Here is a 21,776-nt window from a genome sequence, read left to right on the forward strand (position 1 = left end):
GTGGGACACCTTCCCACAGGGGAAAAGCGGACAGTTTACGTGCTTTAAGACCGGACAGTTCTATTTGTTGACAACACGCAAGGCCCGCGGGTAGCGGGCCTTGCGTGCAGCGCGGGCTTACACGGCTTCGAGTTTGCGAAGGGCCGCGGGTAGGAGCTTGAGATCCACCAGCGCGGTGACGAAGGCCTTGAGGAAAGTGGCTTCCGCTTCATACACCATCTTGTAGTACTGGATCTTCATCGTGATGGCGCTGCCCAGGACGATGGCGATGAAGGTGATGATGGAGCCCACCGCGAGGGTGGAGACACCGGTCACTGCCTGGCCGATGGTGCAGCCCATGGCCAGCACACCACCGAAGCCCATCAGAATGCCGCCCACCAGGTGGTTGACGAAATCTCGCACGGAAGCGAACCACTCAATCTTGAAGCTGCGCGAGATCAGCGCCCACAGGAAGGAACCGAGAATCACTCCGAACACGGACATGACGCCGAAGGTGAGCAGGGCCTTGTTGAACCCCCCCATGGCGTAGCCCAAGGTTTGACCGATGGGGTTGATGAAGGTATAGGACTGGGGTGAGAGCGCCGCTGACTGGGCCGGCTTCACGTCGGTGGGCGCGGCAAGGAGATCCCACTGCTCGGCGACGAAGTTCTGCAGGCTGTAGGTTTCGCCTTCCGCGCGGACCATGACATTGCTGGTCACATACCAAGCGGCGAGGACGGCCAGCCCCACCACCAGCCCGCCCAGCACGTTGTCGAAGTTCTTGCGGAAATCTTCCGACTTGAGAGCGAAGCCCATCAGCACCAGGGCGATCACCACGCCCAGCACCAGGCGCGCCAATGCCGGCTTGTCCCCTCCGACGAGGGCGCCCAAGTCTTGCTTGGTGGGCAGCATCACCGCCGCCGGGCGGATCCAGTCATAGAAGAGCACGGTGAACAGGGTTTTGTCGCTCCCCGGGAAGGGATTGACCATAAAGTAGGCGATCACGGCGATCACAGCGAACACCAGCACAGATTTGAGATTGCCGCCCCCGATGCGGATCAAGGTCTTGTTGCCGCAGCCGGAGGCGAGCGTCATGCCCACACCGAACATGAGCCCTCCGAGCAGGTTTTCCAGCCACACGAGCTGGTTGGAGCGATAGGGCGGGAAGGCGAGATCCGGCTTGGCAAGCCCCAGGTATTCCAGCACCGCGACACCCAGCATGGCCACTGCTAGAGCAAACACCCAGGCGCGCAGGCGTCCCGTATCCCCCATGTTGACCCAATCGGAGACTGCACCCATGGTGCAGAAGTTGGTCTTGTTTACCACCGCGCCCATGACCAGGGCGATGGCAAACCCCGCCCACAGAAAGACGGACTGGGCCTGTCCGAAACTATCGAAAACCATGATCGTGTCCTCGCTGGAAGTTGTGCCGGCGCCGGCAGGAAGCCGACGGGTGTTGGGATTTTACGGAGCGAGCACGCCCGCGACAAGGCGCGTGGCTGCGGATTTCTCCAATCAAATTCGATAGTTGGTATGGACGTACCAGCGCCCGCCAGGCCTTAGCGGTAACGCGTGGGGTCCGCTACGCCGGCATCCTGGAACCCCTTGCGCCGCAGCCGGCAGGCATCACACAGGCCACAGGCGCGGCCTTCATCGTCGGCCTGGTAGCAGGACACAGTGAGGGAAAAATCGACGCCCAGGCTTACCCCGCGGCGAATGATGTCGGCCTTGGTGAGGGCGATCAGAGGCGCATGGATGCGTGTGGGATGGCCTTCCACCGCGGCTCGTGTGGCGAGGTTGGCCATGCGTTCGAAGGCCGCGATGTATTCAGGGCGGCAGTCGGGATAGCCGGAATAGTCCACGGCGTTGGCGCCGATGAAGATGTCCTGGGCGCCCAGCACTTCCGCCCAGGCCAGGGCGAGGGCGAGCATGATGGTATTGCGCGCCGGCACGTAGGTGATGGGAATCTCCCCGGGCGGGCTCGCCTGTGTGGGTACCGCAAGCCGCGTGTCGGTCAGCGCCGAGCCGCCGAACACGGAAAGGTCAAGCGTCACCACGCGTTGCTCCGCCGCGCCCAATGCGCGCGCGACGCGCGCGGCTGCATCCAACTCCGCGCGGTGCCGCTGGCCATAGTCGAGGGAGAGACAATGACAGCGAAAGCCTTCCGCGCTCGCGATGGCCAAGGTGGTGGCAGAGTCCAGCCCTCCCGACAGCAGCACGATGGCATCGCGATGGGTCATGGCTGGTTCCTCATCGTCCCGGCTCGCTCCCCCAGAGAATCTTGTGTAGCTGGAGCTGGAAACGGACCGGCAGGCGATCGCGCAGGATCCACTCGGCCAGCAGGCGCGGTGCCAGGCGCTCCCAAACCGGTGAGAAGAGGACCGTGCAGCGTCGCGCGAGGTCGTGCGCCTCGAGCCTATCCACTGCCCAGCGGTAATCCGCTTCGTCGCACAGGACGAACTTCACTTCGTCCGTATCGCGCAGGTGAGCGAGGTTGTCCCAGCGGTTTTTCTCCACCTCGCCCGAGCCCGGGGTCTTGATGTCGACGATGCGAACGACGCGCGCATCTACTGGCGCGATGTCCAGCGCACCGCTAGTTTCCAGGGAAACGCGATAGCCCGCATCGGACAGAGCGGTGAGCAAATCGAGCGTATTTTTCTGGGCGAGGGGCTCACCGCCCGTCACGCACACATAGCGCGTGCCATAGGTTGCGGTGCGCGCGAGGATGCGCCCGATGCTCAAGGTTTCGCCGCCGCTGAACGCATAGCTCGTATCGCAATAGCCGCAGCGCAAGGGGCAGCCGGTGAGGCGAATGAATACCGTGGGCAACCCTGCCCGAGTCGATTCGCCCTGCAGGGAGTGAAAGATCTCGCTCACCCGCAGGGTCTGTTCGCCGACTGCCGTCATGGCTGCTCCGCGCGTGGATGGATACCTCGCTTCAGGGCGAACACGATTTCCGGCGCGTCCTTGGCGATGATGCCGCCCGGACAGAAGAAGTCGTCGTAGAGCATGTGATGCTGGCGATTGCGGTCCTTGTATTCGATGGGTTTCCATTGGGCATAGCGGTTGCGCGCCCACTGGCCGCCGCGACCGAAGGCGTAGATCTTGAATTCATGCGCACCGCAGCGCATGCCCTCGAAGGTGATGTTGGTGGCCCCGGAAGGAGAGATAACGATCAACGCGTAGCGCACCACGCCATCCTCTCCCACGGAGATGGATTGGGGGTCGATGAAAAACCGGTTGTCGGTGGCAGCCGAGACGAAGAAGGGGAGTGCCGCTTCCAGGCGGGGATAGGGCGGCAACTGGGCCTCAAGTTCCACCCAGGGCTTTTCGTTGTCGAAATCGTACTCGAACTCACCCCAAGCGGCGTGTGCAGTGGGCGCGAGCAGCAGACAGGCAAGGCAGAAGCTAAGCAGGATCGAACGCATGGCTTATTTTAACTTGCCGCCCAGCCGCCGCGGCTCAAGCCGCTCCCGTAGGCTTTGCCTTTCCAATGCCCCGTTTCCCAGGAATACGGTCCGATCGCGTGGCCTATCGGCTACTTTTTTTGTGAGTCCGTAGCGGCGCTAGGCATACACGTGTTCGCGGGTCAGGGGATAGGGGAGCCGCCCGTCGGCCAGGGGTTTGCCGGCCAGGATCTGGAATAGCGACATCCAGCCGCGCTCGAAGGCGTGGGCGGAGCCTGCCATGTAGATCTGCCAGATGCGGAATTTTTCCTCGCCCACCAAGCGTTTGGCCTCGGCGGCGTGGGCTTCCAGTCGTTCCACCCAGTGCCAGAGGGTGCGCGCGTAATGGGGACGCAAGCATTCCGCGTCCCAGCATTCCAGCCCCTGAGCCGATAGGCTGTCGATCACTTCCGACACGTGTACCAGCTCGCCGCCGGGGAACACGTACTCGTCGATGAATTCGCTGATGCCGCTTCCCAGGCCGCCGCTGGCGCGGCTGGCGGCAGTGATGCCATGGTTCATCACGAGTCCCCCGGGCTTGAGGAGGCGCTGGATCTTGGCGAAATACTTGCCCAGATTGGCGCGGCCCACATGCTCGAACATGCCCACCGAGGCGATCTTGTCGAAGGGCTCTGTCTCGGGCACGTCGCGGTAGTCCATGAGATGGACCTCTACCTGCCCGTCCAGGCCGCGGGCACGGATTTGTTGGCGCACGTATTCGTACTGGTTCTGGCTGAGGGTGATCCCGGCGGCGCGCACTCCATGGCGTTCCGCGGCCCACAGAATGAGACCGCCCCAGCCACAGCCAATGTCGAGAAAGCGTTCACCGGGCTTGAGATGGAGTTTGCGACAGATATGTTCCAGTTTCTGCTCTTGCGCAACGTCCAGGGTGTCGTCGGGCGTGCGGAAATAGGCGCAGGAATAGACCCGGCGCGCGTCCAGCCACAGACCATAGAAATCATTGGAGACGTCGTAGTGGTAGCTGATGTTTTTGCGGTCGGCGGGCTTGGAGTGGCGCCACCAGGACAGGAAACGGCTGCCCTTCTTGTCCCCGCATACCACCCCGTCGCACAGGGACTCGCCCAGGCGGATGATGTCGCGGGTGGTCCCTGTGAGGTCGATGTCCCGTTCCACGTAGCTCTTGGCGAGCTTGCCCAGGCTGGGATTGGCAAGATGCAGCAGGGCGTTGGGGCGATTGATCCTCACCTTCACCGCCGGCTCGTCGACGAGCTTGAAGGCCTGGCCGTTCCACAGCTCCAGGGCCACCGGCAGGTTGTGGCGCCGCAGGCGCGACTCCACCAGCTTGATCATCTGGCTTTGCAGCATGCGCTGACTCCTTCCCGGGCATTTCCGCAAAATTTCGCGGACAGTATAGAGAAAAGCGCCGGCTAGGTGCTCATGCCAAATCGTTTGCCAGCGAGGCGCGGATGGCTGGCGGTAGCGGTTCAAAGGTTGCGGTGTACTCGGGATGGTCCACGCCGACCCCGATGGCGGCACCGCGCTTCACTGCGGCGATCATCTCCGGGGTGAGCTCGAAACGCAGGAAGTGAACGGAGGAGGTCTTTTCCTCGTTCTCCCGCTCCAGGTCTTCGTCGGCGATGGCATACACCTTGTCGAAGCCGGCGATGCGCACCCAGGTCTGGTCCTCGATGCCCTTGAGGCGCTCCAGCATGATGCGTCGCTCCTCCAGATCCGGATATTCGATCATCTGGGTCACCTTCCAGTTGGTGCCGTCCGGGATCAAGGGATTGTAGGCATCGAGCTCGTCCTGGATGCCTTCTTCTTCGAAGATGCGCTCGGCGCGCAGCATTTCCTGCACCTGGTAGCTGATGGTGAGGGCGTCCTCGAAAATCAGCGTCATGTGGTCGCCCAAGTGCACGGTGCGGTTCTTCTTGTGTGCCATCACCTTGGCGCGGATCTGCGGTCGCGCCTTCGCGTAGGCCTCCAGGGAAAGCAGATCGGAACGGGTCAGTTGCGGCATGGTGTGCTCCTTCGCGTGGTTCAGAGTCCGTAGGCGATGCGGATCAGGGTGAGGGGGTGAGCCTTTTGCGCCTGGGTGCCCGCGCCCATGCCCTGCATGATGTGGCGGCCGGCGATGGCGCAGTCGGAAGAGACGTAGTCGGGCCCTGGCTCGGCCATGGCGCGGAACACCGGCCTACCGATCTTCATGGAGTTGGCAAAGAATTCGCTCTTCACGCCCCACGTGCCATCGTGGCCGGAGCAGCGCTCCACCACGTGGATCTGCGTGTCTGGCACCAGTTGCAGCATTTCGCGGGTCTTTTGCCCCATATTCTGCACGCGCAGGTGGCAGGGAATGTGGTAGGCGACCTTGCCCAGCGGCTTCTTGAAATCGGTCTTGAGTAGTCCGTCGAGGCGGCGCAGCACCAGGTATTCAAAGGGATCGAACATGGCTTGCTGCACCGCCTTGACGTCTGGATCATCCGGGAACATGAGCGGCAATTCCTGCTTGTACATGAGCGTGCAGGAGGGCACGGCGGTGAGGATGGCGTAACCTTCGCGGGCAAGTTTCGCCAGTTGGGGGATGTTGGTTTGTGCAAGCCGCGCCACGGCCTCGAGATCGCCTAGCTCCAGCTTGGGCATGCCGCAGCAGGCTTCCTTCTCCACCAGTCGGGTGGGGATCTCGTTGTGCTCCAGGATCTTGATCAGATCGTGGCCGATGCCGGGCTCGTTGTAATTTACGTAGCAGGTGGCGTAGATGGCCACCTTGCCGGGCGTGCGGCTGCCATCGCGCACCGGGAAATCATCGCGCGGTCGTGCACTAGACCGGAATTTGGTTGCAGCGTACTCGGGCAAGACGCGTTCCTGGTGGATGCCGAGCATCTGGTCCATCACCTTGCGCGCGCTGGGATTGCGGTTGAGGGCATTCACCGTCTGTACCACCACGGGAATAGTGGCGAGCTTGCCCATGGCATCGGTGGAAGAGAGCAGCTTGTCCCGGAACTTCACTTCGCCTTTCTTGAACTTGATGGCCTTGGCGCGCAGCATGAGGTGGGGGAAGTCCACGTTCCACTCGTGGGGGGGCACGTAGGGACATTTGGTCATGAAACAGAGGTCGCACAGATAACACTGGTCCACCACCTTCCAGTAATCTTCCTTCTTCACGCCGTCCACCTCCATGCTGGGCGATTCGTCCACCAGGTCGAACAGGGTGGGGAAGGCCGTGCACAGGCTGACGCAGCGGCGGCAGCCGTGGCAGATGTCATAGACGCGTTCCAACTCCTGGTAGAGTTTGTCTTCGTCGTAAAAATCCGGATTCTTCCAGTCGATGGGATGGCGGGTCGGGGCTTCCAGGCTGCCTTCACGTACGGTCATGATGGGTCTCGTTTGGTCTAAGGGGTCAACAGAAGGGCCCGCCGTTGCGGGCCCTTCTGTTGACAGCCCCGTGCGGGGCTGCCTGCCACGTGGCTTCAGGAACCCAGCGTGTCCAGGGCTTTCTGGAAGCGGTTGGCGTGGGAACGCTCGGCCTTCGCCAGGGTTTCAAACCAGTCGGCGATTTCGTCGAAGCCTTCCTCGCGGGCGGTCTTGGCCATGCCCGGGTACATGTCGGTGTACTCGTGGGTCTCGCCCGCGATGGCGGCCTTCAGGTTGTCGGCGGTGGAGCCGATGGGCAGACCGGTGGCGGGATCACCCACGGCTTCCATGTATTCCAGGTGGCCATGGGCATGGCCGGTCTCGCCCTCCGCGGTGGAGCGGAACACGGCCGCCACGTCGTTGTAGCCTTCCACGTCGGCCTTGGCCGCGAAATAGAGGTAGCGGCGGTTGGCCTGGGATTCGCCGGCAAAGGCGTATTTCAGGTTTTCGAAGGTCTTGGAACCTTTCAGGCTAGGCATGTTGCTCTCCTTGATCAAGAAATGAACATCATTCAGCAGTTAGACTAAGTCTAAACTGTGAACGCAGTATAGTCCCGGCGTCGCGCGAAGTCAACGCCGGAACAAAAAACCACCCCCAGCTCGGAGCTGGCCCGTTTCTTCGACGCAACACATTGTCAATAGAAGCGTTTTTGGCCGATCAGGCGGGCCTCGGGGACCCGCTCTCGGATCCGCGCGGCCACTTGTAGGGTGATGCCAGGCCGCGCCCTAACCGACACCCAGAGGAGATTCAGGCGCAGGTCCAGGTGAGCGAACACCACCTCCCGGCTCTCCGCCAGGGCGCGCCGTACTTGCACCACCACGGCCAGGATGCCGGCCTGCGGCCGATCGCGCAGACCGGGGATGAGCATCATGAAATCTGCCAGCGGGCGACCCGCCTCGTCCCGGGTGGGGACTCGCTTCCACAAAGGCTCGCCGGCTTCGAGGGTGGGCGCCTGCCGTAGCGCTGCCATCTTACTTCCCCAGTTCCGCTTCCAGCTCGGCGAAGGTCTGCGCCTTGCGCGCCAGGGGAATTTCCATCCCCAGCTGGCGGGCGATTTGGGTGGAGGAGAACAGGCCGCGCACTTGCTGCCAACTGCTGCGCTCCTCCTGCTCGACCACCAGCGCATGCTGGCGGCCGCAAGCCTGAAGGGTGGCCACGATGTCGCCTACCCGCGCCGCCAGCACGTCCGCCAGGGTGAGGGCCTCCAGGGCGTCGTGGGGCGTCATGATGTCGTGCACGGGAATGTCGCGCCGGGTCCCGCCGCGCTGCTCGATGTACTGCAGGGGTTTCTCGCCCAGGATGTCGCTGGCGGTGATGAGCCCAAGCAGACGCTCGTCGCCGTCCACCACGAACAACAGCCGCACGCCGCGCCGCATCATCTGCTGGTGGGCCTGGTCGAGGGGTACCGCGGGGCCGACGGTGGCGGGTGGCACGACCCGCAGGTCGGTCATCACCACCAGGGCGGGATCGGTGAGACGGGGCTGCTGATAGGCATGGCGGTCGGGACGGACCAGCCCGGCGCCGGCGTCGAGCCGGTGCCGGGGGAGGGGATGGAACTCACTGAGCACGGGCGCTCCTTTCTCCCCCGAGGGGAAACGGCACACGTTCTCAGCATAGACGATGATCGGTGTGGCTGTAGCTTCAGGCGCCTGCCTTGGCGGCGCCGGAGAAATTCCGCCGCGTGCGCGGTTTGTCCCGCTGCAGGTAGGGCTCCAGCTCCGTGAGCGCCAGGCGGTACACCTCGCGCTTGAACTCGATCACACTTTCCAGAGGCACCCAGTACGCGTGCCATCGCCAGGCATCAAACTCTGGATGGTCGCTGGCGCGCAGACAGACATCGCAGTCGCGCCCGATCAGGCGCAGCAGGAACCAGATCTGTTTCTGGCCCTTGTAGGTGCTGCGCCACTCCCGCCGCACCCATTGGCTCGGCACGTCGTAGCGCAGCCAATTGCGGGTCCGCCCCAGGATGCGCACGTGCTCGGGCCTAAGCCCCACTTCTTCGTAGAGCTCGCGATACATGGCCTGCTCCGGCGTCTCACCGCGCTTGATGCCCCCTTGCGGGAACTGCCAGGAATGCTCCCGGATGCGCTTGCCCCAGAAGACCTCGTCTTTGGCATTGGCCAGGATAATGCCGACGTTCGGGCGGTACCCGTCACGGTCGATCATTTCCAAATCCTCATTTAGCTCTTGACCCGATTGTTCCACATTTCCAGCAGGGGATAAAGCCGCGGCGAAAGCCCCTCGGGCAACTGCCCATGTGACCCGCCATACCGCGTTTCGTTCGCCTGCCGCCCAGTGGGCATGGGGGCAAGCGCTCGTGCAAATGTCCGGTGCTCACAAAGCGGGATTGCCCCTCGCCTGGGCTTGTTTCGGCCGGCTCAGGGCAGAGGAGGTAGCAGGCCCCCGGACTTCGCCGTGGCGGCCAGGGTCGTCTCGCCTCGAAAGGCGGCGGCGAGCTCCTCGCGCAGGCGCGCTTCCTGGCCCCGATAAATGGGCGAGTAGTGGAAGGACACGACCTGGTTTACGCCCGCGGCGCGGGCGAGGGTGCCCGCCTGCCAGGCGGTGAGGTGACATCTTTTCCGGGCGCGCTCTGCCAACTCGTCGAGGAAGGGGGTTTCGATAAAGAGAAGGTCGGCACCTTGCGCGAGCGCGATGATGCGCCGGGCGTTTTCCTCGTGATAGACCGCGTCGGTGACGTACACGATTTTTTGGCCCGGCCCCCTGTGCACCACGTCACCGCGCAGCATGCCCAGGGTCACCATGCGCTTTTTCCCCTCCTGGGTGAGGGCCTCGATTGGCGTGTCGTCTGGCTTGGCCTCAAGCATGGCCTGCTTCGCCAGCCGCAGCCAAGGGCCCGGTGCTAGCCCCGTTTCCTTGAGCCGGTTTTTCCAGACGTTGACATGGGCTTGCTCCTCCAAGGCGAAGGCGAGGCAAGGCGTGCGGTGGTCGAGCAGAGTCGAGCGTACGCGGAACAGGGGCTTTGCCACCAGCACATCCGTCGCGGGAAAGCTGGCTTCTTCTTCCCGCCGGAAGGCGTTCCGGCAGCGGAAGCAGGCACGCCGCGCGCCACGGCCGGGCTCGATTTCCGTAACGTGGAGGGTGAAGTCGGTTTCGTAGTTGTGTACCAAGTTCCAGGTGTAGGCGGCGAGCTTGTGCTCGACTTGATCGAGGAAACCGGGCGGGCCGAACAGGTGCATGGCGCGGTCGCGGCCGAGGCAGACGCGCAGCAACCAGTCAAAGCCCATGAAGTGGTCCATGTGGGCATGGGACACGAATACGTGACTGATGCGCAGCAACTTACGGGGTGGCAGGGCGCGCAAATCACCGAGGTCGAACAACAAGGCGCGGCCCTCAAACAGACAGTCCACATAGAGGGCCGGGTCGCCGAAGGGGTCGTTCACCAGTTGCGGATGGAACAGAGGACGCATGCTACGTCGATTCTACGCCGGACAGGGTTGACGCACGGGGGCGGCGGCGCATAATGAGCCGAAGCCGCCATGACCGAAGAAGAAGCCGAAGCCATCCGCCGGCGCATCGCCGAACTCACGCTGGAACATCGTGATCTGGATGCGGTGGTGACCGCCCTTGCCGCCATGCCCTTTCCGGACGAGCTGCGCCTGCGCCGGCTGAAGAAGCGCAAGCTCTGGCTGAAGGACGAAATCGTGCGGCTGAACATGCTGCTCATCCCAGACATTCCCGCCTAGCGCTACGCAGTGCGTGCGCGTATTCGATCCCACGGCGATATCGTTAAAATGGCGGCTTTCGCCTTTCACCCCAGGAAGCTTCCATGAGCGAGCCCCCGTCCCGTTCCGAGCAGCGCCAGGCCGCGCTGGCCTACCACGAGTTTCCCCGTCCCGGGAAACTGGCGGTCACCGCCACCAAGCCCTGCGCCACGGCAGCCGATCTCACCCTTGCCTACAGCCCCGGTGTCGCCGAGCCGGTGCGGGAAATCGCCCGCGATCCGAACGCCGCCTATCGCTATACCAACAAGGGAAATCTGGTGGCGGTGATCTCCGATGGCAGCGCCATCCTGGGCCTGGGCAACCTGGGGCCGCTTGCCTCCAAGCCGGTGATGGAGGGCAAGGCCGTGCTGTTCAAGCGTTTCGCCGACATCGACGTCTATGACATCGAGGTTGCGGCCTCGTCGCCGCAGCATTTCATCGAGACCGTGGCGGCGATCGCCCCCACCTTCGGTGGTATCAATCTTGAGGATATTGCCGCGCCCCATTGTTTTGAGATTGAAAAGGCCCTGACCGAGCGCCTTGACATTCCAGTGTTCCATGACGACCAGCACGGCACCGCCGTGATCATCTGCGCCGGTCTGATCAATGCCCTCAAGGTTCAGGGCAAGGTCCTAGAGTCCGCGCGCATCGTCTGTCTCGGGGCGGGCGCGGCGGGGCTGGCCTCCATGAACCTGCTGCTTAGCATGGGCGCGCGTGCCGAGAACATCCTCCTCGTGGACAGCAAAGGCGTGATCCACAGCGGCCGCACCGATCTCAATCCCTACAAGCAGCCCTTCGCGCGTGAGACCGACAGACGCACCCTGGCCGAGGCCATGGTGGGCGCCGATGTGTTCGTGGGCGTATCCGGCCCCAATCTGGTGACGCCCGAGATGGTGCGCTCGATGGCACCGCGGCCGGTGGTCTTCGCTTTGGCCAATCCCGACCCCGAGATCCGGCCCGAGGCGGCCCATGCCGTGCGCGACGACCTGGTGATGGCCACCGGCCGCTCCGACTATCCCAACCAGGTGAACAACGTGCTGGGGTTTCCCTTCATTTTCCGGGGCGCCCTCGACGCGCGCGCCAAGCGCATCACCCCTCCCATGCTCATCGCCGCGGTGCATGCTCTGGCGGAATTGGCACAGGAGCCCGTGCCGCCCGAGGTGCTGGCGGCCTATGGCCTGACCGCCCTCTCCTTCGGTCGCGACTACATTCTGCCCAAGCCCTTCGATCCCCGTCTCATCGAGCGCGTGCCGCCGGCGGTGGCCGCTGCGGCGCCTTGCGAAGGCTGACATGAGGCAGACGGGCACGCCTGTTTCGGCCACGGGTCGGGCCGAGCAGTCGGAAGCCAGCAAGCTGATCCTGCTGCTGCTTTTGACCTGCGCCTGGCTGCTGCCCGGCCTGGTCGGACACGATCCCTGGAAGCCCCGCGACGCCGTGACCTTCGGGGTCGTGCATCACATGCTGATAAGTGGCGACTGGCTGGTGCCTGCGATCGCCGGCGAGACCACCTTCGAGCACGGCCCCTTCTATTACTGGGTGGCGGCGCTTCTCGCTCGCCTGCTGGCCGGTTGGCTGCCCCTGCACGATGCGGCACGCCTCGCCAGCGGCCTGTTCGTTGCGGCAAGCTTCCTGGCTCTGGGTTATGCCGGGCGGCTGCTCATGGGGCCGGGCCTGGGACGCCCCACGGTGGTGGTGCTGCTGGGCTGTGTGGGCCTAATCACCAATGGTCACGAAATGCAGCCCGACACGGCGGTACTCGCGGGCTATGCGCTGGCGCTGGCGGGGTTTGCCCTGCTCGCCCAGGGGCGGCTGTCGGGTGGCGTGCTGCTAGGGCAGGGGCTGGGTATGGCCTTCTTGGCGAGCGGACCCACCCCGGTGGTGGTGCTGGGCTTGACCGCTTTGTTGCTGCCATTCTTCCCCCAGTGGCGCAGCCGAACCTACGGCCGCGGGCTTGTCCTGGCGGGTTTCGCCAGCCTGCCCTGGCTGGCCATCTGGCCGGCGCTTATTGCCCGACGGGCACCGGAATGGCTGCATCGGTTCTGGCAGGAAAGCGGCCGCGGCCTCATCGAGTTTTCCTTTGGCCATTTCCCGGGGCAGCTTGCCTACTACGCGGAACTGCTGACATGGTTCGCCTGGCCGGCCTTGCCTTTGGCCGTCTGGACTCTCTTGGGCTACCGGCGCAAGCTGCTGGTGGAACCCCGCTACCAGTTACCCCTGGTGTTTTTCGGCGTGGTGTTGGGCGTGCTGTCGGGCATGCCCCAGCGCAGCGACACCCTGGCGCTCCCCTTACTGCTGCCGCTTGCTCTGCTGGCGGCTGCCGGCATCGATACCCTGCGCCGTGGCGCGGCCAACGCCCTGGGTTGGTTTGGCATCATGGGTTTCGGTGCGGCGGCGCTGTTTCTCTGGGTGGCGTGGTTGGCCCTCATGACCGGGGTGCCGGCGCGCTTCGCCAGCCATCTTCTTGAGCTGGTTCCGGGCTACGTGCCCCGCTTTTCCTGGACACCCTTCCTGGTGGCGCTATTGCTCACCTTTTTTTGGCTGCTGCCCCTGCGTCGTTCCTTCCGTTCGGGTCGGCGCGCGGCGGTGAACTGGGCGGCGGGCATCACCCTGTTCTGGGGATTACTCGCCACCCTGTGGCTGCCCTGGCTCGACCATGGGCGCAGCTATGCGCGACCGTTCCTGGACCTGAAGGCGCATTTGCCGGCGCACTATACGTGCATCGCGGGCGCTGGCTTGTCCGATGCCCACCGCGCATTGCTTTATTACTACGCTGGCTTGCGGGTGCGCAGGGTGGAGGATTTCGAGGGCATGGAATGTGATCTGTTCCTGTTGCAATGGAACCCGCGCACGCCGGAGACGCGACCTGGCCCGGGTTGGGTGAGGTTGTGGGAAGGCGGCCGGCCCGGGGAGAAGCGTGAACGCTTCCGCTTGCTACGCTTCGAGGGAGGAATCAATGAGCGGAGCTGATCTGCGTCTGGCACGCGCATTCCATTGGGTTCTCGGGCTTGGCCTCCTGCTCAAGCTGGTGCTCGCGGCGGTGGCGCCCATGTCCGGGGATGAGGCCTATTTTCTGATCTGGGGCCGCGAACCTGCGCTCGGCTATTACGACCATCCGCCCATGGTGGGATGGCTGCTGGCCCTCATGCTGCCCTTCTCGGAGGCAGGGTGGGTGCTGCGACTGCCGGCGGTGCTGGCTTCTTTGCTGGTGGGTTATGGCATCTTCCACCTGTTGCGCGACGTGAACCGGGAGAAGGCGTATCTGGCGGCCCTCCTCTACCTGGTCGCACCCACCAGCCTGCTCAATGTCATCATCACCACCGACAGCGGCCTCATCGTTTGGAGTTTTCTCTCCGCGGCGCTGCTGTGGCGCGGGGAACAAAGCAAAAGGCCCGCCGATTATTTCTGGGCGGGCATCTTCCTCGGGCTTGCCTGGTTGTCCAAATATTTTGCGGCACTGCTCACGCTGGCCTATCTCGTCCATTGGCTGCTCGGGCCCCATGACGCTTCCCGCCATCGCCGCTTCCTGTTGCTGTTGCTAGCGGCGATGCCGTTCATCGCCCTCAATGTTTATTGGAATTACGGCCATTGCTGGGCGAACATCATGTTCAACGTGTTCAACCGGCATGGTGACGCGGGATTTGCTATCGAGCGCCCGCTCATCTACCTTGCGCTCTTGATCTATCTTTTCACGCCGCCGCTGCTGATTGCCCTGTGGCGTGCGCGCAAGCACTTCACTTCCGCGAAGGCGCGCTATTTTGGGCTTTGTACCGCCGTGCCCTTCGGCGTGTTCGGGTTGCTTTCCTTCGTGAAGTTGATCGGCCTGCACTGGGTACTGTCCTTCTACCCCTTCTTTTTCATTTTCGCCGCCCTGGTGCTGGAAGCCAGCGCCCTGCGCCGTGCGCTGAAATTCATGATGGTATTGACCGGGCTGCATTTGCTGGCCATTCTGGTCTTTGCCCTGCTGCCCCTCCAGGCGTTTGAGCGTTGGAGCAAATACGACGGCATGGTGTTCATGCTGCGCCCGCAGACCATTCTGGCAGAGCTCGCCCCCTATGAGGACCGCTATGTGTTCGCCACCGATGGCTATTCCGCTTCCGCGATCATCGCCTACCACGCCAAGCGCCCCTTCATCGTGTTTGGCGAGGCTTCCAGCCATGCCCGCCATGACGACATCGTCACCGATTTCCGCGCCCTCGATGGCAAGAACATCCTCATCTTGCTCAAGAAGGAACCAGAGTTCGACAAGTTCGGCCCCTACTTCCGGCGCGTGAGTTTCCAGAATTTCAGTGTGGAGGGGGCGCGTTTTTATCTTGTGCTGGGTGAGGGGTTCGATTATCCCCGCTACCGTGAGCAGGTGTTGCGTCCGATCAAGGAGAAGTACTACGCCGTGCCGCGCTTCCTACCCATGGGTGGTTGCTATTTCTGCGAAAAGTACTTCCCGAAAGAAGCCTGCCGGGCCGCACACAGGTGAATGGGATGGCGCTGTCTGCCCTGATTCGCTTGATGCGTCCCCGCCAATGGGTGAAGAACCTGTTCGTCTTTGCCGGGCTTTTGTTCTCCCACGCCTGGGGCGATACGGGATTGGTAATGCGCGTGGTGGCAGCGGCGCTGGCCTTCAGCTTCATGGCCAGCGCCATCTATGTAATCAACGATCTGGCCGATCGCGAGGCGGATCGCCGCCATCCCGTGAAGCGGCATCGACCCCTCGCCAGTGGTGCCGTCGGCGTGCCTGCCGCGTTGGTTTTGGCGTTGCTGCTCACCGGCGCGGCGGCAGCGATCGCCGCCTGGGTCTCGGCGACCGTGCTCCGGCTCATCGCGGCCTATGCGCTCATCAATCTCGCCTACTCCGCGGGTCTCAAGCAGGTGGTGATCCTGGACGTGTTCCTCATCGCCGCCGGTTTCATGCTGCGCATCCTGGCGGGCACGGTGGGGGTGGACATCGCACCTTCCCAGTGGTTACTCCTCACAGGGCTGTTCCTGACCCTGTTTTTGGGTTTCGCAAAGCGGCGCGCGGAATGGAGCGCTGCGGCAGGCGCGGCTGCCGTGCAGCGCAAGGTGCTCGCCCACTACGGGCCGGAGCTTCTGGATCACATGCTCTCCGTGGCGGCCGCGGGCGTGGTGATGAGCTACAGTCTCTATACGGTGAGTGCCGACACCGTTGCCCGCCACGGCACCACCAATCTTATCTACACCGTGCCTTTCGTCCTATATGGGATCTTTCGCTACATCTACATGATGCACCACGAAAGCCGCGGAGAGGATCCCGCTTCCGACCTGTTGTTCGATGCCCATATCCTGTTCACCTTCGCCTGCTGGCTGGGTGTGACCCTGTGGCTGATTGCGTGATGGGCAGACTCACATGGTTCGTTTCAGCAAAGGCAAGAGCGTGTTGATGGTGCGGGTGTTGAGCACGTCCTTCGCCGTCAGCCAGCCACGGCGTGCCTGGCCGATGCCGAAGCGTAGATGGTCGAAGTCGAGCAGGGTGTGGGCATCGGAATCGATGGCCACCAGCACGCCTTCGGCCTTGGCCATCTGGCAATAGAGATCGGTGAGATCGAGCCGTTCCGGCTGGGCATTGAGCTCCAGATAACAGCCACGCTCGCGCGCGTGGCGGATGATGCGTTCCATGTCCACGTCCATGGGCGGGCGACCGCCGATCTCGCGGCCGCTGGGATGGGCGAGCAGCGTAAAGTGGGGATGATCCATGGCGCGCAGGATGCGCGTGGTCTGCTGCTCCCGCGGCAGATTGAAATGGCTATGCACGGCCGCCACGACCAGATCCAATCGACCCAGAACGTCGTCTGGCAGATCCAGGGAGCCGTCTTCCAAGATATCCACCTCGATGCCCTTGAGCAGGCGGATGTCCTCGAGTTCCTCGTTGAGTCGATCGATCTCGTCCATCTGGCGTGAAAGCCTCTTTGCATCCAGCCCATGGGTGACGGCCAGGCGCGGTGAATGGTCGGTAATGGCGAGATACTGAAACCCGCGTCGACGCGCTTCCTCCGCTAGTTCGCGCAGGCCATGACGGCCGTCGGAGGCCTTGCTGTGCACGTGCAGATCGCCACGCAGGTCCTTCAGTTCCACCAGCTTGGGCAGACGACCGGCCCGCGCGGCTTCGATTTCGCCCCGGTCTTCCCGTAGTTCCGGCGGAATCCAGGGCAGGCCCACGGCGGCGAAGACGGATTCTTCGGTCTCGCCAGCGATGCGCTCATCGCCGCGGAACACGCCGTATTCGTTGATCTTCAAGCCCCGTTCCTGGCCCAGCTTGCGGATGGCGATGTTGTGGGGCTTGGAGCCGGTGAAATAATGTAGCGCCGCGCCGTAGCTCTCCGGTGGCAGCACGCGCACGTCCACCTGGATGCCGCTGCGCAACACCACGCTGGAACGGGTGTCGCCATGGGAGAGCACATCGGCGATCTCGTCGTAGGTCATCAGATGCTCCATCACTGGCCGCCCCTGCCGTGCAGTCACCAGGATGTCGAGATCGCCGACCGTCTCTTTTGCGCGCCGGTAGCTGCCGGCCACCACCGCCTGCTTCACACCGGGTGCGCGGCGCAGATGGGCGATCAGGGCCTCCGCGTACTGCGTGGCCAGGGCAATGGAATAGCGGCGCTCTTGGGAGGCGTGAGCGCGGATGGCTTCCAGGATGGCACGCTCGGTTTTTTCCCCGAACCCCGGCAATTCGCGGATGCGGCCGGCTTGCGCGGCGCGCGCGAGCTGATCCAGGGTTTGCACCTGTAGGCTGTCGTAGAGCATTTTCACGCGCTTGGGCCCCAGGCCTGGGATGTGCAGAAGTTGGGTGATGGTGGGCGGCAACTGGCTGCGCAATTGCTCCAGGAAGCGGCAGCGGCCTGTGGTGGCGATTTCCTCGATTTTGGCGGCCAGGTCGGCGCCGATGCCGGGAAGCTTGGGCAGTTTCTCGCCGTTTGCCAAAAGCCCTGCCACTTCCCGCCCGTATTCGCCTATGGTGCGCGCGGCATTGCGATAGGCGCGCACGCGGAAAGGGTTGGCATCCTGGATTTCCAGGAGATCGGCGATCTCCTCGAAGATGGCGGCGATGTCGGCGTTGTGGATGGGCATGCTTGCAGTGTAGCAGCAGGCCGGTCAGGGGTACGGGGCTGGGCTACGTTCGGCGTGGGGCCGCACCCTTCAGCCAGCGCAGGGATGCGTCGATAATACGGGCGTGAACTGCTTGCGGAGCGCATCATGGAAATCTCCTCTTCCATCGTCGGTGGCGCCATCGCCCAGCCTCTGGACCAGGAACGTCAGGTGCGGGTGCTGAAGAAGGCGCTGGAAGCCGAGGCAGCCACGGCACTGGCTTTGATCGACGCGGTGCCAAAGCCCCAGCCGGTGGCTGCCAGCAATCCGCCGCATCTCGGCCAGAACATCGACACGCGAGCCTGAGACATCGCTTCGGATAAAATGGCGGCTTCCCGAAAGGAAGCCGCCATGCCCGTCAATCTCACGCCCACCCCCCCCGAACGATTGCGAGCCATCGCTGGTGCGCGCCTTGGAATCACCGCGGCCGGCATCAAGAAACCAGGGCGCCCCGATTTGACCGTCATCGCCCTCGACCCGGGCAGCCGTGTCGCCGGGGTATTCACTCAAAACCGCTTCTGTGCCGCGCCGGTGACCGTGTGTCGCGAGCGGCTGGCGCAGGGGCATGCCATTCGGGCCCTGGTCATCAACACCGGCAACGCCAATGCCGGTACCGGCAGCCAAGGGCTAGCGGATGCCCGCCGCGCCTGCGCGGAAGTCGCGCGCCTGCTAAAGTGTGACGAGCAAGCGGTTTTGCCATTCTCCACCGGCGTGATCCTCGAGCCCCTGCCCATGGACCGGCTGCTGGCGGGACTGCCGGCGGCCGTGGCGGATCTCGCGCCGGATCGGTGGGACAAAGCGGCGCAGGCCATCATGACTACTGACATCGTGCCCAAGGCGCGTTCCGCCACCGTGACCATCGACGGCCACACCATCACCCTCACCGGCATGGCCAAGGGTTCCGGCATGATCCATCCCAACATGGCCACCATGCTGGGTTTCATCGCCACCGATGCAGCAATCGGCCAGGCCGCACTGGAGGCCCTCACGCGCTTTGCGGCGGATGAATCCTTCAACTGCATCACGGTGGATGGGGATACTTCCACCAACGATTCCTTCATCTGCATCGCCACCGGTCGCGCCGGCAATCCGGAGATCACGGACACGGCAAGCGCGGCCTTCGCCGCCCTGCGCGAGGCGGTCACGCAACTGGCGCGCTGGCTGGCCCAAGCCATCGTGCGCGACGGCGAGGGCGCCACCAAGTTCATGACCATCCAGGTCAATGGCGGCAAGAGTCGCGCCGAATGTCGCCAGGTGGCCTATGCCATCGCCCGCTCGCCGCTGGTGAAGACGGCCTTTTTCGCGTCCGACCCCAATTTGGGGCGCATCCTCGCCGCCATCGGTTATGCCGGCATCGAAGACTTGGACGTGAACCGCCTGCGGCTTTATCTGGGCGACGTACTGGTGGCGGAACAGGGAGGACGCGCTGCGGGTTATCGCGAGGAACAGGGTGCGGCGGTGATGCAGGCGCCAGAGATCCTGGTGCGGGTGGAACTGGAACGGGGCGATGCTTGCGCCACCGTGTGGACCTGCGATTTCTCCTACGACTATGTGCGCATCAACGCGGAGTACCGCAGCTGATGGAGGAATTGTCGCGTCTGATCGCCCGTGCCGAGAGCCTGCTTTATCGGCTGGAAGGCTTGCTGCCCGCCGCGCCGCGGGCACCGGCGTGGGATGCGGCCATTGCCTTCCGCTGGCGCACGTCTGCCGCAGGGGGCTGGCTCGAAGCCGTGACCCATCCCCATCGCATTCGTCTGGCTGATCTCAAGGGCATCGACGAACAGAAAAAGATCATCGACCGCAACACCCGTCAGTTCGTGGAAGGCCGCCCTGCCAATAATGTGTTGCTGACGGGCGCGCGTGGCACCGGCAAGAGCTCGCTGGTCAAGGCGGTGCTACATCAATATGCCAAGCGCGGCTTGCGCCTGATCGAGATCGACAAGACCCATCTCGCCGATCTGCCGGACATCGTGGATCTGATTTACGCTCGCCCCGAGCGTTTCATCCTTTTCTGCGATGATCTTGCCTTCGCCGCGGACGAGCCGGGCTACCAGACCCTCAAGGCCATCCTAGATGGCTCCATCGCTTCCAGTAGTGACAACTTGCTGGTCTATGCCACTTCCAACAGGCGTCACCTGATGCCGGAATACCTGGAAGAGAACGCGCTCACGCGGCATGTGGGCGGCGAGGTGCATCCGGCCGAGGCAGTGGAGGAAAAGGTCTCCCTGTCCGAGCGCTTCGGCATCTGGCTGTCTTTCTATCCCTTCGATCAGGACGCCTACCTCGAGATCGTCGAACATTGGGTGAGGATGCTGGGTCGCCTGCCCGCAAACCGCGCCAGCCTGCACCGTGCGGCCCTCAACTGGGCCTTGGCGCGTGGCTCGCGCAGCGGCCGCGTGGCCTGGCAATTCGCGCGCGACTGGGTGGGGCGGCAAGCGGCGTGAACTCGTCCATCGTACCCGTGGCGGCCGCCGTGCTGCTCGCGCCGGACGGCCGCTTTCTGTTGGCGCAGCGCCCGCCGGGGCGGGCCTATGCCGGCTGGTGGGAATTCCCCGGTGGCAAGATCGAGCCGGGGGAGCGTCCCGAGCAGGCGCTGGTGCGGGAGCTCGCCGAGGAACTGGGTATCTGCGTGCAACAGGCTTATCCTTGGCTCACCCGGGTCTTCACCTATGCCCATGCCACTGTGCGCCTGCACTTCTATCGCGTCACCGCCTGGGTAGGCGAGCCCACGCCGCGCGAGGGCCAAACACTTGCCTGGGCGCGGGCGGAAGATTGCGGGGTGGCACCGCTTTTGCCCGCCAACGGCCCCATCCTGCGCGCGCTTTCGCTGCCCGCGGTGATGGGTTTAAGTAACGTCGCGGAATTGGGCGTGGCCGATTTCCTCGTGCGCCTCGAGACGGCCTTGGCCTCGGGCTTGCGCCTCATCCAACTGCGGGAGAAAGACCTGACTCCGGCCCAGTTTGCGCTGCTGGCGCGTCAGGTGGTCGCGTCGGTACACCGCCACGGGGCACGGCTGATCATCAACGCCGATCCTGCCACCGCAGCGAAGCTCGAGGCCGATGGCGTGCATCTCAACAGCGCGCAGCTGATGGCGTTACGCCAACGACCGGATCTGCCCTGGTGTGGCGCTTCTTGCCACAGTCGCGAGGAACTGGATCACGCTGCCCGGCTGGGATTGGACTACGTGGTGCTCGGGCCGGTGTTACCGACCTTGAGCCACCCGAATGCCACCACCCTCGGCTGGGAAGGCTTTGCCGAGCTCGTTCGCGACTATCCCCTGCCGGTCTATGCCATCGGCGGCATGCGTCCGGAGCACCTGGAACGCGCGTGGCAACACGGGGCGCATGGCATTGCCATGTTGCGGCGGGCATGGTAAAGGCGGCGCATCTCGGCGTGTTATTGTGGCTTGCGGCCTGCAGCGAGCCGCCGGCTCCCACTGTGGTCTGCGGCGAGCTGAATCAGGGCTGCCACGGGATGGGCGTGAGTATACGCACGGATGCTGCGCCTTCCGCCCTCAGCCCCTTTACCCTCACGGTGCAGGCGGCGGGCGCGCGCGAGGTGGTGGCCGAGTTCGTGATGGTGGGCATGGACATGGGATTGAACCGCTACCGCCTGCAGCCGACGGGAGCAGGACGCTTCAGCGCGCGCGTGACCCTGCCCGTGTGCGTGAGCGGGCGACGCGACTGGGTGCTGTGGGTGAGCGTGGACGGCCGGCGTCAGGGCTTCGCCTTCCAGACTCGCTAGTTTCCGTGAAGCGCCGCGAAATGTGGCCTGGGGCGCCCTATCGGGCGTGACAAAAGTCGCTTCTATTGAGCGTTACGTAAGTCGTTGACAGGCTGCGTAAGTCAAACGTCATTCCCGCGAAAGCGGGAATCCAGGGTATTCCTCGCCATGTTCCTGGGTCCCCGCTTTCGCGGGGACGACACAAAGGTGTCACCTACTTACCTAATGCTCAATAGGCTGCCTGCAGGGTGTCAGTTCCCACACAGGCGCCAATGACGGCCTTCCGTCTTCATGGCCCCGTCGCTTACTGGATTTTGAGTTGCGTTGGGCGCCGGCAGTGACCAATGGCATAAGCACCTCACCGGGAAGACCCGCGGGAGCGATTTGGGGCAGCGGCTTTGGCTGCGATTGCCCGCGTAATCGTCACCGGGGTGAG

The 21,776-nt window shown here is 63.8% G+C and carries 23 protein-coding genes; 10 read left to right on the top strand and 13 right to left on the bottom strand.

What is annotated here, in order from left to right; genetic code table 11:
- Positions 1-117 precede the first annotated feature (117 nt).
- From V6E02_RS08295 to V6E02_RS08350, 12 genes are all read right to left on the bottom strand, one after another.
- On the bottom strand, positions 118-1,383 hold the full coding sequence (locus V6E02_RS08295) for a YeeE/YedE family protein (protein ID WP_347308323.1): 1,266 nt from the start codon (positions 1,381-1,383) through the stop codon (positions 118-120).
- Positions 1,384-1,538: 155 nt separating this feature from the next.
- Positions 1,539-2,219, bottom strand: coding sequence for a 7-cyano-7-deazaguanine synthase QueC (gene queC / locus V6E02_RS08300; RefSeq protein ID WP_347308324.1), 681 nt, complete (start codon positions 2,217-2,219; stop codon positions 1,539-1,541).
- A 10-nt stretch (positions 2,220-2,229) separates the two neighbouring features.
- The gene (gene queE, locus V6E02_RS08305; protein WP_347308325.1) at positions 2,230-2,886 is read right to left on the bottom strand and encodes a 7-carboxy-7-deazaguanine synthase QueE; all 657 of its coding nucleotides are present in this window, start codon (positions 2,884-2,886) and stop codon (positions 2,230-2,232) included.
- Positions 2,883-3,407, bottom strand: a complete 525-nt coding sequence (locus tag V6E02_RS08310; RefSeq protein WP_347308326.1) for a CNP1-like family protein — start codon at positions 3,405-3,407, stop codon at positions 2,883-2,885. Before V6E02_RS08310 ends, queE begins: the two co-directional genes overlap by 4 nt.
- A gap of 138 nt (positions 3,408-3,545) precedes the next feature.
- Complete coding sequence (locus V6E02_RS08315; protein WP_347308327.1) at positions 3,546-4,751, bottom strand: class I SAM-dependent methyltransferase; 1,206 nt, start codon at positions 4,749-4,751, stop codon at positions 3,546-3,548.
- Positions 4,752-4,821: 70 nt separating this feature from the next.
- Positions 4,822-5,406: a DUF3501 family protein gene (locus tag V6E02_RS08320; protein WP_347308328.1), complete on the bottom strand. Its 585-nt coding sequence runs from the start codon at positions 5,404-5,406 to the stop codon at positions 4,822-4,824.
- A gap of 20 nt (positions 5,407-5,426) precedes the next feature.
- Positions 5,427-6,758: a heterodisulfide reductase-related iron-sulfur binding cluster gene (locus V6E02_RS08325; protein ID WP_347308329.1), complete on the bottom strand. Its 1,332-nt coding sequence runs from the start codon at positions 6,756-6,758 to the stop codon at positions 5,427-5,429.
- 95 nt (positions 6,759-6,853) lie between these two features.
- The gene (locus V6E02_RS08330) at positions 6,854-7,276 is read right to left on the bottom strand and encodes a rubrerythrin family protein (protein ID WP_347308330.1); all 423 of its coding nucleotides are present in this window, start codon (positions 7,274-7,276) and stop codon (positions 6,854-6,856) included.
- A gap of 155 nt (positions 7,277-7,431) precedes the next feature.
- Positions 7,432-7,767, bottom strand: a complete 336-nt coding sequence (locus V6E02_RS08335) for a hypothetical protein (RefSeq protein WP_347308331.1) — start codon at positions 7,765-7,767, stop codon at positions 7,432-7,434.
- Between the two features lies 1 nt (position 7,768).
- Positions 7,769-8,365: a CBS domain-containing protein gene (locus V6E02_RS08340; RefSeq protein WP_347308332.1), complete on the bottom strand. Its 597-nt coding sequence runs from the start codon at positions 8,363-8,365 to the stop codon at positions 7,769-7,771.
- A 73-nt stretch (positions 8,366-8,438) separates the two neighbouring features.
- The gene (locus V6E02_RS08345) at positions 8,439-8,963 is read right to left on the bottom strand and encodes an RNA pyrophosphohydrolase (RefSeq protein ID WP_430626790.1); all 525 of its coding nucleotides are present in this window, start codon (positions 8,961-8,963) and stop codon (positions 8,439-8,441) included.
- A 212-nt stretch (positions 8,964-9,175) separates the two neighbouring features.
- The gene (locus V6E02_RS08350; RefSeq protein ID WP_347308333.1) at positions 9,176-10,225 is read right to left on the bottom strand and encodes a ribonuclease Z; all 1,050 of its coding nucleotides are present in this window, start codon (positions 10,223-10,225) and stop codon (positions 9,176-9,178) included.
- A 69-nt stretch (positions 10,226-10,294) separates the two neighbouring features.
- Between V6E02_RS08350 and V6E02_RS08355 the strand changes: the two genes are divergently transcribed.
- The 5 genes from V6E02_RS08355 to V6E02_RS08375 all read left to right on the top strand — a co-directional run bounded on the left by V6E02_RS08355 (position 10,295) and on the right by V6E02_RS08375 (position 15,865).
- Positions 10,295-10,501 carry a YdcH family protein gene (locus V6E02_RS08355; RefSeq protein WP_347308334.1) on the top strand — a complete coding sequence of 69 codons (207 nt, stop codon included), beginning with the start codon at positions 10,295-10,297 and terminating at the stop codon, positions 10,499-10,501.
- Positions 10,502-10,584: 83 nt separating this feature from the next.
- Positions 10,585-11,808, top strand: a complete 1,224-nt coding sequence (locus V6E02_RS08360) for a malic enzyme-like NAD(P)-binding protein (RefSeq protein WP_347308335.1) — start codon at positions 10,585-10,587, stop codon at positions 11,806-11,808.
- Between the two features lies 1 nt (position 11,809).
- Complete coding sequence (locus V6E02_RS08365; RefSeq protein ID WP_347308336.1) at positions 11,810-13,486, top strand: ArnT family glycosyltransferase; 1,677 nt, start codon at positions 11,810-11,812, stop codon at positions 13,484-13,486.
- On the top strand, positions 13,473-14,990 hold the full coding sequence (locus tag V6E02_RS08370) for an ArnT family glycosyltransferase (RefSeq protein WP_347308337.1): 1,518 nt from the start codon (positions 13,473-13,475) through the stop codon (positions 14,988-14,990). The genes V6E02_RS08365 and V6E02_RS08370 overlap by 14 nt, the downstream gene beginning before the upstream one ends.
- 5 nt (positions 14,991-14,995) lie before the next feature.
- Complete coding sequence (locus V6E02_RS08375; RefSeq protein ID WP_347308338.1) at positions 14,996-15,865, top strand: decaprenyl-phosphate phosphoribosyltransferase; 870 nt, start codon at positions 14,996-14,998, stop codon at positions 15,863-15,865.
- A 9-nt stretch (positions 15,866-15,874) separates the two neighbouring features.
- On the opposite strand, the gene polX is transcribed toward V6E02_RS08375, so the two are convergent.
- Positions 15,875-17,599, bottom strand: coding sequence for a DNA polymerase/3'-5' exonuclease PolX (gene polX / locus V6E02_RS08380; protein WP_347308339.1), 1,725 nt, complete (start codon positions 17,597-17,599; stop codon positions 15,875-15,877).
- Between the two features lie 126 nt (positions 17,600-17,725).
- On the opposite strand from polX, the gene V6E02_RS08385 reads away from it, so the two are divergent.
- The 5 genes from V6E02_RS08385 to V6E02_RS08405 are packed head-to-tail and all read left to right on the top strand — an operon-like array spanning position 17,726 to position 21,361.
- Positions 17,726-17,923, top strand: a complete 198-nt coding sequence (locus V6E02_RS08385) for a putative motility protein (protein ID WP_347308340.1) — start codon at positions 17,726-17,728, stop codon at positions 17,921-17,923.
- Positions 17,924-17,968: 45 nt separating this feature from the next.
- Positions 17,969-19,198 carry a bifunctional glutamate N-acetyltransferase/amino-acid acetyltransferase ArgJ gene (argJ, locus tag V6E02_RS08390; protein ID WP_347308341.1) on the top strand — a complete coding sequence of 410 codons (1,230 nt, stop codon included), beginning with the start codon at positions 17,969-17,971 and terminating at the stop codon, positions 19,196-19,198.
- Entirely contained in the window at positions 19,198-20,061 is an 864-nt protein-coding gene (locus tag V6E02_RS08395) for an ATP-binding protein (protein WP_347308342.1), read from the top strand. The genes argJ and V6E02_RS08395 overlap by 1 nt, the downstream gene beginning before the upstream one ends.
- Positions 20,058-20,993 (top strand): Nudix family hydrolase, encoded by a 936-nt coding sequence (locus V6E02_RS08400; protein ID WP_347308343.1) that lies wholly within the window; start codon positions 20,058-20,060, stop codon positions 20,991-20,993. Before V6E02_RS08395 ends, V6E02_RS08400 begins: the two co-directional genes overlap by 4 nt.
- Positions 20,987-21,361, top strand: a complete 375-nt coding sequence (locus V6E02_RS08405; RefSeq protein WP_347308344.1) for a hypothetical protein — start codon at positions 20,987-20,989, stop codon at positions 21,359-21,361. Before V6E02_RS08400 ends, V6E02_RS08405 begins: the two co-directional genes overlap by 7 nt.
- Positions 21,362-21,776 lie beyond the last annotated feature (415 nt).

The organism is Thiobacter sp. AK1 (genome assembly GCF_039822265.1).
GTDB classification, from domain to species: Bacteria; Pseudomonadota; Gammaproteobacteria; order Burkholderiales; family Thiobacteraceae; genus Thiobacter; species Thiobacter aerophilum.